The organism is Nonomuraea sp. NPDC001684 (genome assembly GCF_053596515.1).
This window is the reverse complement of the sequence record NZ_JBSFGJ010000236.1, coordinates 1-14,787: the sequence shown is the minus strand read 5'-3', so window position 1 is coordinate 14,787 and position 14,787 is coordinate 1. Positions and strand designations below refer to the sequence as shown.

15 protein-coding genes are annotated in these 14,787 nt (G+C 70.6%); 8 read left to right on the top strand and 7 right to left on the bottom strand.

All coding sequences use genetic code 11. The features are described from left to right. The 4 genes from ACWCSD_RS32140 to glgX all read right to left on the bottom strand — a co-directional run. The coding region (locus ACWCSD_RS32140; protein WP_449920462.1) for a hypothetical protein at positions 1-610 on the bottom strand (610 nt) is incomplete at its 3' end. Positions 611-792: 182 nt separating this feature from the next. Beyond that, positions 793-2,505 carry a malto-oligosyltrehalose trehalohydrolase gene (gene treZ, locus ACWCSD_RS32135; protein ID WP_449920459.1) on the bottom strand — a complete coding sequence of 571 codons (1,713 nt, stop codon included), beginning with the start codon at positions 2,503-2,505 and terminating at the stop codon, positions 793-795. After that, positions 2,495-4,645, bottom strand: coding sequence for a malto-oligosyltrehalose synthase (gene treY, locus ACWCSD_RS32130; RefSeq protein ID WP_449920456.1), 2,151 nt, complete (start codon positions 4,643-4,645; stop codon positions 2,495-2,497). Before treY ends, treZ begins: the two co-directional genes overlap by 11 nt. Then, complete coding sequence (gene glgX / locus ACWCSD_RS32125; protein WP_352349923.1) at positions 4,638-6,731, bottom strand: glycogen debranching protein GlgX; 2,094 nt, start codon at positions 6,729-6,731, stop codon at positions 4,638-4,640. The genes treY and glgX overlap by 8 nt, the downstream gene beginning before the upstream one ends. Positions 6,732-7,338: 607 nt before the next feature. On the opposite strand from glgX, the gene ACWCSD_RS32120 reads away from it, so the two are divergent. From ACWCSD_RS32120 to ACWCSD_RS32100, 5 genes are all read left to right on the top strand, one after another. Next, positions 7,339-8,187, top strand: coding sequence for a helix-turn-helix domain-containing protein (locus ACWCSD_RS32120; RefSeq protein WP_397162436.1), 849 nt, complete (start codon positions 7,339-7,341; stop codon positions 8,185-8,187). Between the two features lie 220 nt (positions 8,188-8,407). Further along, the gene (locus ACWCSD_RS32115; RefSeq protein WP_352349919.1) at positions 8,408-8,611 is read left to right on the top strand and encodes a DUF397 domain-containing protein; all 204 of its coding nucleotides are present in this window, start codon (positions 8,408-8,410) and stop codon (positions 8,609-8,611) included. A gap of 164 nt (positions 8,612-8,775) precedes the next feature. Next, positions 8,776-8,991, top strand: coding sequence for a DUF397 domain-containing protein (locus ACWCSD_RS32110; protein ID WP_387668089.1), 216 nt, complete (start codon positions 8,776-8,778; stop codon positions 8,989-8,991). 80 nt (positions 8,992-9,071) lie between these two features. After that, the gene (gene mscL, locus ACWCSD_RS32105; protein WP_352349915.1) at positions 9,072-9,491 is read left to right on the top strand and encodes a large conductance mechanosensitive channel protein MscL; all 420 of its coding nucleotides are present in this window, start codon (positions 9,072-9,074) and stop codon (positions 9,489-9,491) included. Between the two features lie 67 nt (positions 9,492-9,558). After that, a complete protein-coding gene (locus ACWCSD_RS32100; protein ID WP_364324915.1) occupies positions 9,559-10,137 on the top strand; it encodes a hypothetical protein in 579 nt (192 codons plus the stop codon). Here ACWCSD_RS32100 and ACWCSD_RS32095 read toward each other — a convergent pair. Further along, complete coding sequence (locus tag ACWCSD_RS32095; RefSeq protein WP_397162435.1) at positions 10,128-11,045, bottom strand: threonine/serine dehydratase; 918 nt, start codon at positions 11,043-11,045, stop codon at positions 10,128-10,130. The genes ACWCSD_RS32100 and ACWCSD_RS32095 overlap by 10 nt on opposite strands. A gap of 66 nt (positions 11,046-11,111) precedes the next feature. Between ACWCSD_RS32095 and pip the strand changes: the two genes are divergently transcribed. Beyond that, positions 11,112-12,071, top strand: a complete 960-nt coding sequence (gene pip, locus ACWCSD_RS32090; RefSeq protein WP_358283358.1) for a prolyl aminopeptidase — start codon at positions 11,112-11,114, stop codon at positions 12,069-12,071. On the opposite strand, the gene ACWCSD_RS32085 is transcribed toward pip, so the two are convergent. Together ACWCSD_RS32085 and ACWCSD_RS32080 are read right to left on the bottom strand one after the other, a co-directional pair. Then, positions 12,037-12,585, bottom strand: coding sequence for a phosphatase PAP2 family protein (locus ACWCSD_RS32085; RefSeq protein ID WP_358283356.1), 549 nt, complete (start codon positions 12,583-12,585; stop codon positions 12,037-12,039). The two genes, pip and ACWCSD_RS32085, sit on opposite strands and share 35 nt — an antisense overlap. Positions 12,586-12,671: 86 nt before the next feature. Next, positions 12,672-12,974, bottom strand: coding sequence for a hypothetical protein (locus ACWCSD_RS32080; RefSeq protein WP_358283354.1), 303 nt, complete (start codon positions 12,972-12,974; stop codon positions 12,672-12,674). 79 nt (positions 12,975-13,053) lie between these two features. Here ACWCSD_RS32080 and ACWCSD_RS32075 point away from each other — a divergent pair, with 79 nt between their 5' ends. Continuing rightward, positions 13,054-13,848 (top strand): universal stress protein, encoded by a 795-nt coding sequence (locus ACWCSD_RS32075; RefSeq protein WP_352349903.1) that lies wholly within the window; start codon positions 13,054-13,056, stop codon positions 13,846-13,848. A 10-nt stretch (positions 13,849-13,858) separates the two neighbouring features. Beyond that, positions 13,859-14,787 (top strand): histidine kinase (locus ACWCSD_RS32070; RefSeq protein ID WP_449920448.1); only part of this gene is annotated, 929 nt, incomplete at its 3' end.

Sequence of the window (14,787 nt, the reverse complement as noted above, 5' to 3'; positions counted from 1 at the left end):
GGAGGAGGGCGGTCGCGCAGAGGCTGTGGGCGCAGGCGGCGCCGTCGAGGGTGATCTCCGGGAGCGCGAAGCGGCGCAGGCCGCGCGAGGTGACGCGCAGGCAGTCGCAGGCGGCCGTCTCGGACGGGTCCCACGGCGGACAGGTGGCGTCGTCGCGCATCTGCACGTCCCAGGTGAGCCAGTCGTCGCCGAGGCGGAAGTCTTCCGGCTCGCCCGGCGACCTCGGGCAGGCGGGCACGGCCGAGGCTGTGGACGGGTCGATCAGCAGGCCGTCGCACTGGCGGGCGAGGGCGCGGGCGACGGCTCTGGCTGTCTGGGCGTTGCCGGGCAGGCGGCGTGGAGGCGCGGTGGTGGACACCAGCACGTGTTGCCCGGCCCGGCGCAGCCGCCGCCGTTCGTCGCCCGTGAGGGTGAGGCCGGCCGGTCGCCAGGGGGCGGGGACATGGGTGACGGTCAGGGACGGCGGGGTGTCGAGCGCGTCACGGGCCGCCTTCCGGTACGGCGCGGGGACGCGCCAGGGCACGAAGGTGTCGACGTCGAACGGCAGGTGCTCCACGGCTACGACGAACAGTGAGGTCAGCATGGCGGGGAGCGGCAGAACGATCTTCATGAGGTGCCTCGCCTTCGAAAACGTGGTGAGGCACCCAGGATCCGGAACCGGGCCGGCCACGGTGCGGCCGAACCCGGTTCTGGGGACGAACCCGCCGACCGGCCCCCACCCTGTGGACAACCACCGGGGAGGCGGAGGCCACCCGGCCAAGGGGCGAGGCTGGGGAGGCGGAGAGCGTCCGGTCAGGGGGTGGTGCGGGTGATGGCGAGGGTTTGGCCGGGGAGGCGGAGGCCGTCGGGGCCCGCGGCGACCGGGTCGTCCGAGGCCAGGAGGAGGGTGGCGCCCGCCGGCGGCAACGTCAGCGTCTCCGGGGAGAAGTTGACGCTGACGCACACCGTCCCGCGCCACATGACCAGCCACCTGCCCTCCGGATCGGCCTCCACCCGCACCCGGTCCAGCCGCGGATCCGACAGCTCGGGCAGCGCCTTGCGCAGCGCGATGAGGTCCCGGTACCAGCACAGCAGGGACCAGTTCTCCTCCTCCTTCAGCTCGCTCCAGTCCAGCTTGGAACGGAGGAACGCCTCCTCGTCGGACGGGTTCGGCGCGTCCCAGGCGTACCCGAAGCCGTCGAACTCGCGCTCGCGCCGCGTCCCCTCGCTCTCCCGCAGCTCGGGCTCCACGTGGTCGGAGAAGAACAGGAACGGCGTGCCGGCCCCCCACTCCTCCCCCATGAACAACATCGGCGTGAACGGCGAGGTCAGCAGCAAACCGGCCCCGAGCCTGAGTGCGGACACGGGCAGGCGGTCGCCGCCGGGCCGGTTGCCGATCTGGTCGTGGTTCTGCAGGCAGGCGACCAGCCGGTGGCCGGGCACGCCGGTGAAGGGCTGCCCGTGCGCCCGGTCGCGGAAGCTGGAGTAGCCGCCGTCGTGCAGCACGCCCCGGGTCAGCACCCGGGCCAGCGCCGACGGGTCGGCGAAGTCCTCGTAGTAGCCGTGGCTCTCGCCGCTCACGGCGGTGTGCAGGGCGTGGTGGACGTCGTCGTTCCACTGCGCGGTCATCCCGAGGCCGCCGGCCTCCAGCGGGCGTACCATGCGCGGGTCGTTGAGGTCGGACTCGGCGATCAGCGACAGCGGCCGGCCGAGCGAGCAGGCCAGCGCGTCGACCTCCTCCGACAGCTCGGCCAGCAGGTGGCGGGCGCGCCTGTCGTGCAGCGCGTGGACGGCGTCCAGCCGCAGCCCGTCGACGTGATAGTCGCGCAGCCACTGGACGGCGTTGCCGACGAAGTACCGGCGGACCTCGTCGGACCCCGGCCCGTCCAGGTTGACCGCTTCGCCCCAATAGCTACCAGCAAAGCCGGAAAAATACGGACCAAAGGGGTGGAGGAAGTTGCCCGACGGCCCCAGGTGGTTGTAGACCACGTCCAGGATGACGCCGATCCCGGCCCGGTGGCACGCGTCCACGAACGACTTCAGCCCGTCGGGCCCGCCGTACGTCTCGTTGACCGCGTAGAGGTCGACGCCGTCGTACCCCCAGTTGCGCCCGCCGGGGACGGGGGCGACCGGCATGATCTCCACGAAGTCCACGCAGAGCTCGACCAGGTGCTCCAGCCGCTCGATCGCCGCGGCGAACGTCCCCTCGCCGGTGAACGTGCCGACATGCAGCTCGTAGATCACCGAACCGCGCAGGTCGCGGCCCTTCCAGTCGTGGTCGGACCAGGTGAAGCGGTCGTGCTCGTAGACCATGCTCGGCCCGAACACCCCCTCGGGCTGCCGCCGGGAGCGCGGGTCGGGGTAGGGCCCGCCGCCGTCGAGGACGAAGGCGTACCTGGTGCCGTGGCCGGCCTCGGCGACCTCGGCCCACCACCAGCCTCTCTCCCCCTGGGACATCGGCCGGCGTCCGTCCAGAACGTCGACCTCGACAGCCGTGGCCTTCGGTGCCCAGACCTCAAAGATCATGTCGCTCCAGCAGTGAGACGGGGTACTGATCGAGCAGCCGGGCCAGCGGAACCGTCCCCGAGTGCGGCTCGCCGGTGAGCAGGTCGCGCCAGGATCCGCCGGGCAGCGTCAAGGTGGTGTCGCCCCACACCGAGTGGCCGGCGACCGCGGAGCGGCGCGCGAGGCGTACCGGCAGCCTGGTGGCGACCGCCACCGCCCGCGGGCCTTCGCCCCGGGCGAAGGCGATCGCGTGCTCGGCCGCCTCCCCCTCCGCCCGCAGCGGCAGGTACGGCGCCGCGCCCCCGAGCCGCCTGCGCAGCCGCAACGCCTGCGTCGTGACCAGGAGCTTGGCGGCGTCCCAGGAGGTCTCGGGCTTGCGCGGGTACGTCACGGGCCGCCGGTTGTCCGGATCGACCAGCGAGAAGTCGGTGGTCTCGTTGCCCTGGTACACGTCGGGCACCCCGGGCATCATCAGCTGCACCAGCTTGGCCCCGAGCGAGTTCGACATCGCGAACGGCTCGATGCGCTCGGTGAACTCCTCCACCGGCAGCCGCACGGCGGCCTGCGCGAACTCCCGCAGCCGCCGCTCGTAGCCGGCGTCCGGACGCACCCACGAGATCGCGGTCTTGGCCTCGCGAGCCGCCTTGAGCAGGTAGTCGGTGAAGCGTTCCGCCGAGATCGGCCAGGCGGCCATGAGGTTCTGCCAGGCCAGGTAGTCGAGATGGGGGTCGAAGGAGAGCTCCCGCGACCACTCCGACACCACGGACGCCCACTCCCGCGGCATCTCCGACAACACCGACAACCGGGCCCGCACGTCCTCCGACCGCTTGGTGTCGTGGGTGGACAGGGTCGTCATCGTGTACGGGGACATCTCCCCGCAGAAGTCGTGGAATTCCTCGACCGACACGCCGAACGCGTCCGGCTCGCCGCCCACCTCGTTGAGGCACGACAGCGGGAACCACCGGTACAGCGCGGTGTCCTCCACGCCCTTGGCCATGACCGGGCCGCACGTCTGCTGGAAGCGCACGATCGCCTCCGGCGAGCCGTACAGGACCTCCCGGACGAGCGGCCGCACGGCGGGCGAGCACTCGGCGGCGGCCAGCTCGACGATCTCCACCGACTCGGGCGGCGGTTCCTCCCCCGGCACCAGGTACGCCCGGTAGAGCGGCATCGCGGCCAGCAGCTCCGACACCGCGGCGGGTGCGCAGCCGGTGACCCTGGCCAGCCGGTCGATCTCCGCCCCGAAGAACAGGTCGAGCACCTCGCGCTTGGCCTGCGTCATGACCGGACGGTACTCGTCGGGCTGCCCGGTCAGCTCGCTGAACAGCCGGACCAGCGGCTCCTTGCCCGAGGGGTCGACGAACAGGCCGTTGACCCGGTTGAGCACCTCGTAGCCGGTCGTGCCGTCGCAGGCCCAGTCGGGCTGTAGCCGCTCGGGGCCGATGAGGATCTTCTCCACGACCGTCCAGGGACCGCCGGTCCGCTCGCGCAGCCGGTCGAGGTAGCCGCGGGGGTCGGCCAGGCCGTCGGGGTGGTCGATGCGCAACCCGTCGACCAGGCCCTCGTCGAGCAGCCAGAAGATCACCTCGTGCGTGGCGGACAACACCGCCGGGTCCTCCACGCGCAGCCCGATCAGCGAGGAGACGTCGAAGAAGCGCCGGTAGCCGGGGCCCTCCCGCCAGTCGACCAGCCGGTAGTGGCCCGGGTGGGGGAAGGCGTGCTCGTGGTAGCGCAGGACGTCGCCGTCGACCACGGGCTCGGTGTCGTCGCCGAGCACCGGCAGCGCCACCTTCCCGTCCACCCACTCGATGTCGAACCAGTTCGCGTACGGCGAGGCGGGCCCGTCCTTGAGCACCGACCAGAACTGGGCGTTCATCGTGTTCATGTGGTTGGGCACGATGTCGATGACGATGCCCAGGTCGTGCGCGGCCAGTTCCTGGGCCATCTCGCGGAAGCCGGTGGCCCCGCCGAACTCCTCCCTGATCCTGGAGTGGTCGACGACGTCGTAGCCGTGCCGCGAGCCGGGCGTGGCCTGCAGCACCGGCGATAGGTAGACGTGGCTGACGCCGAGGTCGCGCAGGTAGCCGGCGATCTCGGCGACCTGCGCGAAACCGAAGTCGGGGGTGAGCTGCACCCGGTACGTCGAGGCGGGCCTAGACACGGCGCAGCACCCGCACGCTGCGTCCGGGGACCTCGATCGCCTCGCCCGCGCGCACCATCCGCACGTCGAGCCTGATGGGCATCGCGGTGTCGATCTCGGTGTGCCACATCTCGCCGTAGTCCTGGGGGATCGTGAACTTGATCGTGTCGTGGTGGGCGTTGAACAGCAGCAGGAAGGAGTCGTCCCGGATCGGGCGGCCGCGTCGGTCGGGCTCGGTGATGGCGTCGCCGTTGAGGAAGACGGCCAGCGACTTGGCGTAGCCGACGTTCCAGTCGCTGTCGGTCATCTCCTCCCCGGACGGGGTGAGCCAGGCGATGTCGCTCAGCCCGCGGACCGGCCTGCCGTAGAAGAACCTCCTGCGCCGGAAGACCGGATGCTTCTTCCGCAGCGCCGCGAGCTCCTGGGTGAACTCCAGCAGCAGCCAGTTCTCCCTGATGTCGGACCAGTCGACCCAGGTCAGCTCGTTGTCCTGGCAGTAGCCGTTGTTGTTGCCCTTCTGGGTGCGGCCCAGCTCGTCGCCGTGCGAGAGCATCGGCACGCCCTGCGACAGGAACAACGTGGTGAGGAAGTTGCGTTTCTGCTGCTCGCGCAGCGACTCGATGGCCAGGCTCGCCGGGCCCTCCTCGCCGCAGTTCCACGACCGGTTGTCGTCGGTGCCGTCGCGGTTGCCCTCTTTGTTCGCCTCGTTGTGCTTGTCGTTGTACGCGACGAGATCCTGCAGGGTGAAGCCGTCGTGGCAGGTCACGAAGTTGATGGAGGCGGCCGGGCGGCGGCTGTCGTCCTTGTACAGGTCGCTGGACCCGGTCAGGCGGGAGCCGAACTCGGGCAGCGTGGCGGCCTGCCCGCGCCACAGGTCGCGGATCGTGTCGCGGTAGCGGCCGTTCCACTCGGTCCAGCGCGAGGGGAAGTTGCCGACCTGGTAGCCGCCGGGGCCGACGTCCCAGGGCTCGGCGATGAGCTTGACCTGCGACAACACCGGGTCCTGCTGCACCAGGTCGAAGAACGCGCTCAGCCGGTCGACCTCGTGCAGCTCGCGGGCGAGGGTGGAGGCGAGGTCGAAGCGGAACCCGTCGACGTGCATCTCGATGACCCAGTAGCGGAGCGAGTCCATGATCATCTGGAGGACGTGCGGGGAGCGCATGAGCAGGCTGTTGCCCGTGCCGGTGGTGTCGACGTAGTAGCGCTTGTCGTTCTCGACCAGGCGGTAGTAGTTGCTGTTGTCGATGCCCCTGAACCCCAGCGTCGGCCCCAGGTGGTTGCCCTCGGCGGTGTGGTTGTAGACGACGTCGAGGATGACCTCGATGCCCGCCTCGTGCAGGCTGCGCACCATCGCCTTGAACTCCAGCACCTGCCCGCCGCGCTGCCCGGTGCTGGAGTAGCGGTTGTGCGGGGCGAAGAAGCCGATGGAGTTGTAGCCCCAGTAGTTGGACAGGCCGCGCTGCTCCAGGATGTGGTCGGTGACGAACTGGTGCACCGGCATCAGCTCCAGCGCCGTCACGCCGAGCTTGGTGAGGTGGTCGAGGATCTCGGGGTGGCCGAGCGCCGCGTACGTGCCGCGCAGGTGCTTGGGGATCTTGGGATGGCTTATCGTCAGCCCGCGCACGTGGGCCTCGTAGATCACCGTGTCGTGGTACGGCGTCGCCGGCGGCCGGTCGTGCCCCCACCCGAAGAACGGGTTGATCACGATGGACCGCGGCACGTACGGGGAGGAGTCGGCGTCGTTGCGCGTGTCCGGCTGGCCGAACCGGTAGCCGTAGACCGCCTCGTGCCAGTCGACGCCGCCCTCGATCGCCATCGCGTACGGGTCGAGCAGCAGCTTGTTGGGGTTGCAGCGCAGCCCGCGCGCCGGCTCGTACGGCCCGTGCACGCGGTAGCCGTAACGCTGGCCGGGGCCGATGCCCGGCAGGTAACCGTGCCAGATGAACCCGTCGACCTCCGTGAGCGGCACCCGCGACTCGACGTTGTCCTCGTCGAACAGGCACAGCTCCACCGCCTGGGCGACCTCGGTGTAGAGCGAGAAGTTCGTGCCCGCGCCGTCGTACGTCGCCCCGAGAGGATAGGGGTCTCCAGGCCAGATCTCGATCATCGAGGCTCCCTTGCGGTCTCTCCCCATGTTCCGTTCCCCCGGTCCGCCGGACAAGGCCACCCTGTTCCTTCCCACGCGTCCGTCCGGAATACTCCGAAAAATCGAGTGAGCCGCCTCCGACGGCGCGGTGTCGAAGGTGGCTCACGTGTTCGGCCCGGTGGGGGGTGCGGCGAGGTTCACGGATCCGGTGCGCGGCCCCCGCGCACCGGATCCGCACCCGCGATCGGGCGACGCGACGCTGCGTCCCCGATCCCCCGCGATCAGGACGGTCGATCCTCGCTCTGGCAGGAGCGAACGATCGTCGCAGCCGGGCCGACGAGCCCCCGTCGGCCCAGCCTTATGTGACGGACGGCCTCTGGTGAGCCATCACGTCAGGGAATGAACGCGGCATTTCGATCTCTGGTGGTTTGATCAAATCAGCCCCAGGGCATCCCCCTCTCTTACGGCTTGGCTGACTTTTACCCTCCGACACCGGAAACCCACCCCGAATTGGCACTTGCCATAGGAACGTGCCGGTGACGATTACCTACCGCACATGCCTTCGAAACCGAACCCGGGGGTACGCTCCGGGGCAACCGGCCACCGCGCGGGAAGGGAGTGTGCGGCGATGACCATCCCCAACCCGACGCTCCGCCAGCGGCAACTGGCGATGCGCTTACGCGAGCTGCGCAACGAGAAGAACCTCAGCATCGCCGAGGTCGCCCAGCTCCTCCTGTGCTCCCCAGCCAAGATCAGCCGGATCGAGACCGCCCAGCGCGGCGTCAGCCTGCGCGACGTGCGCGACCTGTGCCGCCTGTACGAGGTCTCCCCCGCCGAGTCCGCCCAGCTCATGACGCTGGCCAAGGACGCCAGGCAGAAGGAGTGGTGGCAGTTCTACGACAACCGCGAGCTGCGGCAGATGCTCGGCCTGGAGGCGGAGGCCAGCGCCATCACCGAGTACGAGATCACCACCGTGCCCGGCCTGCTCCAGACCGAGGACTACGCCCGCGCCGTGATCCGCGGCTGGCTGCCCCGCATCGCGCCCGACGTGCTCGACGACCGGGTCAGGGTGCGGATGAAACGCCAGGAGTGGCTGCACCGGCCCGACACCCTGCGCTACTGGGTCCTGCTGGACGAGTCGGTGCTCTACCGGCACGTGAGCAGCCGGCAGACCATGCGTGAACAGCTCGACCGGCTCATCGAGCTGAGCGAGCTGCCGCACGTCACCATCCAGGTGATCCCGTTCACGGCGGGGGCGCACGTGGGTTTCGACAGCACCTTCCGGCTCATGGAGTTCGACCATGACTCCGGCATCGCCGACACCATTTTCGTGGAACATCAAATGGGCCTTTTCTACCTGGAGGCCGATAAGGTGGTCCGGCGATTTCGCGAGATCATCGACCATCTGCGGGCCGAGGCCCTGGGCATCCAGGAATCGAAGCGGCGAATTACCGAGATGGCCGCGACCTTCGCTTAGCACTTCGTCACGAGATCATCTCTTTTCTCCGGCCACCTGGCATGATGCCTCCGACACATCGGGACCTCGCTTCCGTGGCAAGTGCCAGGTGCTACTGTTCATCCATTGGGACACTTTCGCTCTCCACGTGAGATCGCCGGTGTCCGATCAACACCGTTCCAGCGCGCCCGGCGAGGTCCGACCGCCGCCGCGCCCATTGTCGATGCACGAGGGGGAGACAATGACGTCCCACCACCCTGACGTCCAGGCGGGTCCGCGGTGGCGGGCCGCGTCGCGCTGCAACAACGGAGAATGCGTCGAGGTCGCGTTGCTGTCCGCCGGCGAGATCGGCGTGCGGGACAACAAGAACCCGGCCGGCCCCGTCCTCACGTTCAGCGCTCGGGAATGGGACGCGTTCCTGCATGGAATACGTCAGTCCGGCTGAGCGCGCGGCGCTTTTTTCCGGCGGTCGTCCTCACGGACGCCCGCCTTTTGTTTTGTCCGGCGCCGGCAGCCGCACTGCCCCTTTTGTCGCCTGGTCATCCTCTGCTGTCAAGGTAAAATCACCTTCGGCTCAATACCTCTACAGCCGCCTTCAGGAGGTAATGGATGAAACGCCCACCTGCCCTTGACCAGGCACGCTGGCAACGGTGCAACAATGGCGACTGCGTCGAGGTCACCATGCTCGCCGACCGGGTCTGGGTGCGGGGAAGTCAGGACGCCAGCGGTGCCGTCCTGTCGTTCACCACCGACGAGTGGGCCGCGTTCCTCGACGGCGTGCGGCGCGGCCGCTTCGATCTCGAACGGCTCGCGCCCCAGGTCTGACCGGCCACGACGTTCTCCGTCGGGCTCTGTCGGGGGCCATCGGGGTTTCAGGCCGCGGCCCCCGGCAATATGCCGACTCCATGGGCGGTTTCAAGAAGTTCTTACTCCGAGGCAACATCGTCGAGCTGGCCGTCGCCGTCATCGTCGGGGCGACCTTCAGCGGGCTCGTCCAGGCACTGGTCACCGATCTCATCACCCCGCTCATCGGCGCGGTGACCGGTGGCCGGCAGCCGAACTTCGCCGAATACTCCTTCACGATCAACGGCAGCCAGTTCAAGTACGGCGACTTCCTCAACCACCTGCTGACCTTCCTGGTCATCGCGGCGGTCGTCTACTGGCTGGTCGTGGCCCCGATGACGCGGCTGATCCACCTGTTCGACCGCGACAAGGCGGCGACGACCAAGGAGTGCCCCGAGTGCCTGTCCGACATCCCGGCCGAGGCCAGCCGGTGCGCCCATTGCACGGTGGAGCTGGTGCCCCAGTCCGAGAAACCGCGCTGAACCGTACATCACGGACTCTTGACCCCAGTGGCGCGCCGGCACGGTGGACGTTCGGCAAGATGGACCGATGAGCGTTGAGTTGATGGTCTGGGACGAGCCCGTGCCGATCAGCAGGGATCAGGCCCGGACCACGTATCTGGCGGTGAAGCGGAGCGACCCCGTCGAGGGGGACGTGCCCGACGTCGCCAAGGAGTTGCCCGGGCAGGTCACCCTGTACCCCGGGCACGTCCTGGTGACGATGGACCTGGACACGATGGACGAGAGCTCGGCCCAGGTGTTCACCACCGCCCGCGCGCACGGCCTGGTCTGCTACGACCCCCAGCGCGACCTGGTGCACAACGTGGCCCCGCTCGGCGTGTACGAGGGCATGCAGCTCCACACCGGCGACGGGATGGTCGTGCACGACCCCGACCTCGGGCTGGTCCAGGACGTCCTGGCCACCCTGTCGCCGCAGAACCCGTTCGTCGCCCTGGTGAACTTCGGCCGGCACTTCCTCCAGGTCTCCCCCGGCTACGAGCTGGAGTACAAGGAGGGCGCGATGGTCCGCGCGGTGGTGCCCGAGCTGGCCGAGGTGCAGCAGGCCTTCCACGAGTACGCCACCGGCGAGCGCGGCTTCCTCACCCGCCACGCCTGGGCTCAGGCGTAGACCTGGGCGAACAGCTCCGGATCGACGTTCCCCCCGGACAGCACGGCCACCGTGCGCCCGGCGGGGACGCGGCCCGACAGCAGGGCGGCCGTGGTCGCCGCGCCGCTGGGCTCGGCCACCAGCCGGGCCGTGCGCGCGATGTGCCGCATGGCCGCCCGCAGCTCGTCCTCCGCGACGGTGACGATGCCTTCGAGGTGTTCGCGCAGGTGGGCGAAGGTCAGCTCGGACACCTGGTTCACGCGCAGCCCGTCGGCGATGGTCCGGAACGTGCGGGTGGTCTCCCAGGCGACCACGTGCCCGGCCGCCAGGCTCTCGGCGGCGTCGGCGGCCAGCTCGGGCTCCACGCCGTACACGCGGACGTCGGGCCGCAGCGCCTTGACCGCCGCCGCCACGCCGGCGGCCAGCCCGCCGCCGCTGACCGGCACGAGCACCACCTCGACGTCCGGCAGGTCCTCGACGATCTCCAGCCCGATCGTGCCCTGCCCGGCGATGATCGCGCGGTGGTCGTAGGGCGGCACCAGCGTCAGGCCGCGCTCGCCGGCCAGCCGCTCGGCCGTCACCTCGCGCTGGTCGGGCGGCACGACCACCAGCTCGGCGCCCCACCCCTCGATCGCCGCCGCCTTGACCGCCGGGGTGCCCTCGGGCACGACGACCACGCACGGCACGCCGAACTGCGCCGCCGCGAACGCCAGCGCCTGGCCATGGTTGCCGGAGGAGTGCGTGACGACGCCGGCCGGACGCAGCGCGGCCAGCGCGTTGTAGGCGCCGCGGATCTTGAACGACCCGACCGGCTGCAGGCTCTCGGGCTTCAGCCACGCCTCGCCCATCCTCAGGAGCGGCGTGCGCACCGCGGTTCCGTTGATCCGCCCGGCCGCCGCGCGGATGTCGTCGATCGTCACCAGGTCCATACGGTCACTCTAGGCGCGGACCGGCACAATTCGACCGACTCCTGCTCCATGGCAGGATCGCGAGACATGAGAACTCTGTACCCGCCCATCGAACCCTACGAGTCCGGCCTGCTCGACGTGGGTGACGGCAACCAGATCTACTGGGAGGTCTGCGGCAACCCCGACGGAAAGCCGGCCGTCATGCTGCACGGCGGGCCGGGCGCCGGGTGCAGCGCCAACCACCGCCGGCAGTGGAACCCCGAGCTGTACCGCATCGTCCTGTTCGACCAGCGCAACTGCGGGCGCAGCCTGCCGCACGCCAGCACGCCGGGCACCTCGCTGGCCGCCAACACCACCTGGAACTTGGTGGCCGACATGGAACGGCTGCGCGAGCACCTGGGCATCGAGCGGTGGCAGGTGTTCGGCGGGTCGTGGGGCAGCGCGCTGTCGCTGGCCTACGCCCAGACGCACCCCGACCGTACGACCGAGCTGGTGCTGCGCGGCATCTTCACGCTGCGCCCGCACGAGCTGCGCTGGTTCTACCAGGAGGGCGCGAGCTACCTGTTCCCCGACCTGTGGGAGTCGTACCTGGCGCCGATCCCCGTCGAGGAGCGCGGCGACCTCATGGCCGCCTACCGCGCCCGGCTCGAAGGCGACGACGACGCGGTCCGGCTCGCGGCGGCCAAGGCGTGGTCGCAGTGGGAGGGCGCCACGATCACGCTGCTGCCCGACCCGAGCCTGGTGGCGGAGTTCGGCGAGGACAAGATGGCGGTGTCGTTCGCCAGGATCGAGAACCACTACTTCCACCACGGCGGCTGGTTCGAGCCCGAGCAGCTCATCAGGGACGTCGACCGCGTCCGGCACATCCCGGCCGTGATCATCCAGGGCCGCTACGACGCCTGCACGCCCATGGCCACCGCCTGGGACCTGCACAAGGCCTGGCCCGAGGCCGACTTCCAGGTGGTGCACGACGCCGGGCACGCGGCGACCGAGCCCGGCATCGTCGACCGGCTCATCGCGGCGACAGACGGCTTCGCGCGAGCCTGACCGCGGGGGTGACCGCGCCGACCAGCAGCAGCGCGAACAGCGGCGCGAGCACCAGGCCGAGCAGGAAGCCGCCGGCCACGTCGTGCGGGTAGTGCACGCCGACGAACACCCGGGAGAAGCCCATCAGGGCGGCCAGCGGCAGCACCACCCAGGCCAGGGCGCGCCAGACCAGGATGAGCGTGCCCGCCGCCCCGGCGGCGATGACGGTGTGGTTGCTGGGGAAGGACCAGTCCGTGGAGGGCGGGCAGGCCGCGATCGTGGCGATGCCGCCGCGGCACGGCCGGTCCTCCCGGACCAGCAGCTTCACGCCCTCGCTCACGATGTACGCGCCCACCACCCCGGCCGGACCGGCGATGGCGAGCGCGAGGTCGCGGGCGGGGGCCTGGCGGGCCCGCCACCAGCACACGAGGAACAGCGCCGCGAAGATGAACAGGCCGGCGTCCGTGCCGAACTCGGCGAGGGCGTGCAGCCACCCGGGCGTGGTCAGAGCGAAGTCGACGATGTCGCGGTACACAGGTGTCCAATCCGTGAACGGGTAGTGGACACGACCTTATGAACTCTGATCGTCAAATGCTTCGACCGAAAGGGCGATTCCGGTCCTTACCCAAGATACTGGCGCACGAGGAGGGCGCGCCTCTGCTCCAGCTCGCCTTCGGTGATGAGGCCGCGGTCGAACGCCTCGGCGGTGGCGTCCCGCTCGGCCATGTAGTACGCGGCCATGATCTCGCTGCGCAGCGGGGTGAAGCCGCGCTCCACGCAGTCGGAGAAGACGGTGACCTTCTGCTCGACGACGCCGGCGGGGACGGTGCACGTCAGGTCGTGCGCCTTGAGGTGCTGAACCGCTTCACGAAGGGTGACCGGGCCGAGGGACCCGTTGAAACGGGTGTCAAGGGTGATCTTCACTGTTTTTACGCCTCCAATCGTTTCAAACGCATCGACGCAGACCGCGTATTCCCAGTTCAGAGCGGGTAAGGAGGCAAACGTGATCGGAGAGCACGTGATCGTCGGCTACAGCAACGACCCCGGTGGGCGGGACGCCCTCGCGCTCGGGGCCGCCATCACCCGGCTGACCGGGGGCGAGCTCACGGTGGCGTCGATCTATCCCCCGGGCAGCCCGGGGCTGGCCGTCGAGGCCCAGGCCAACCTGGCGCACGCGGGTGAGGAGCTGGGCGTCGTCCCGGCCGAGTACATGGCGTTCGAGAGCCGGGGCACCGGCCGCGGGCTGTCGGTGCTGGCCAGCAGGATCAGGGCCGACCTGATCGTGGTCGGCTCGGCGAGCGGCGGCCAGTACGGCCGCATCGCCGTCGGCAGCACCGCCGACCACCTGCTGCACCTGTCGCCGGAGGCGGTGATGCTGGCGCCCTCGGGCTACGTGCCGCCCGACGAGCCCGCCCGGCTCACCCTGGCCTACGTCCACCGGCCGCAGTGCGACGCGGCGGTCGAGCGGGTGGCCCAGGCGGCGCTGCGGCTCGACGTGCCGCTCCGGCTGATCACCCTCGACCTGCGCACCGAGAACCAGGGCAAGCTGCGCGACGACCTCGCCCTGGCCGTACGGCTGGCCTGGGAGAGCACCGGCATCGAGGCCGAGTCGGAGGTGGCCGAGGGCCACGACGTGCAGGCCGCGCTCAAGGACGTCGAGTGGCTGCCCGGCGAGCTGCTGGTCTGCGCCGCCGGCGAGGACGCCCAGCCCCACCGGGTGTTCCTGGGCGAGCTGGCGATGAAGGTGCTGCGGTCGTCGTCCTGCCCGGTCACCGTGCTGCCGCGGGGGTTCTCCTAAGCTTCTGGGCGTGCGTGTCGCCCGATTGATCGTCGTCGTGGTGCTGGCCTCGCTGGCCGGCGTCTACGTGGTGGCCGGCGCCTGGGGGGCGCTGCCGGTGCTGGCCGTGCAGTGCGCCTTCACGCTGCGGGCCAGGTGGGGGTGGCTGCTCGCCGTCCAGGGGGTGCTGGTCTACGCGGTGACGCTGGGGCAGGGCGCGTCCGTCGCGATCCTGGGCTTCCTGGCCGGGTCGCTGCTGGTGACGCGCTGGTGGGCGCTGGCGCCCGCGGTGGCCTTCAGCGGCGTCGTGATCCACCACTGGCGCAACGCGGGCGACGCGGTCTCCACGACGGACCTCGCGATCACCACGGTGCTGGTGTCGCTGGTCGTGTTCGGCCTGATCCGGCTGGTCGAGCGGGTGGCCGAGATGGAGGCCACCCGTCCCGCGCTGGCCGCGGCGGCGGTGGCCGAGGAGCGGCTGCGCATCGCCGCGGAGCTGAGCGACGGCCTCGGCCGCGGCCTGGCCACGATCGGCGCGGGCGCGCGGCGGGCGCTGGCCGCCCCGCGGGACGCGGCCGGAACGCTCGGCGAGGTGGTCGCGACGGCACGGCTGTCGCTGGCGGACGCGCGCGCCGCGGCGGCCGGCTACCGCGCGATGTCCCTGGCCCCCGAGCTGACCACCGCCCGCGCCCTGCTGGAGGCGGCCGGCGTCGGCGTGGAGGTGCGCGCCGCCCACACCGAGCCGCTGGGCCCGGCGGGCGCGCTGCTCGCCTCGGTGCTGCGCGAGGCGGTCACGGACGTCGCCCGCCGCGGCACCGCCACGGTGTGCGTGATCGAGACCTGGGAGGAGCCGGAACGAGCCCAGGTGCGCCTGCGCGTGGCCGACGACGGCCGCCGCACGGCCGAGGACGACGACGCCGGCGGGCTCGCCGGCCCGGCGGGGCTCACCCGCCAGGTGGC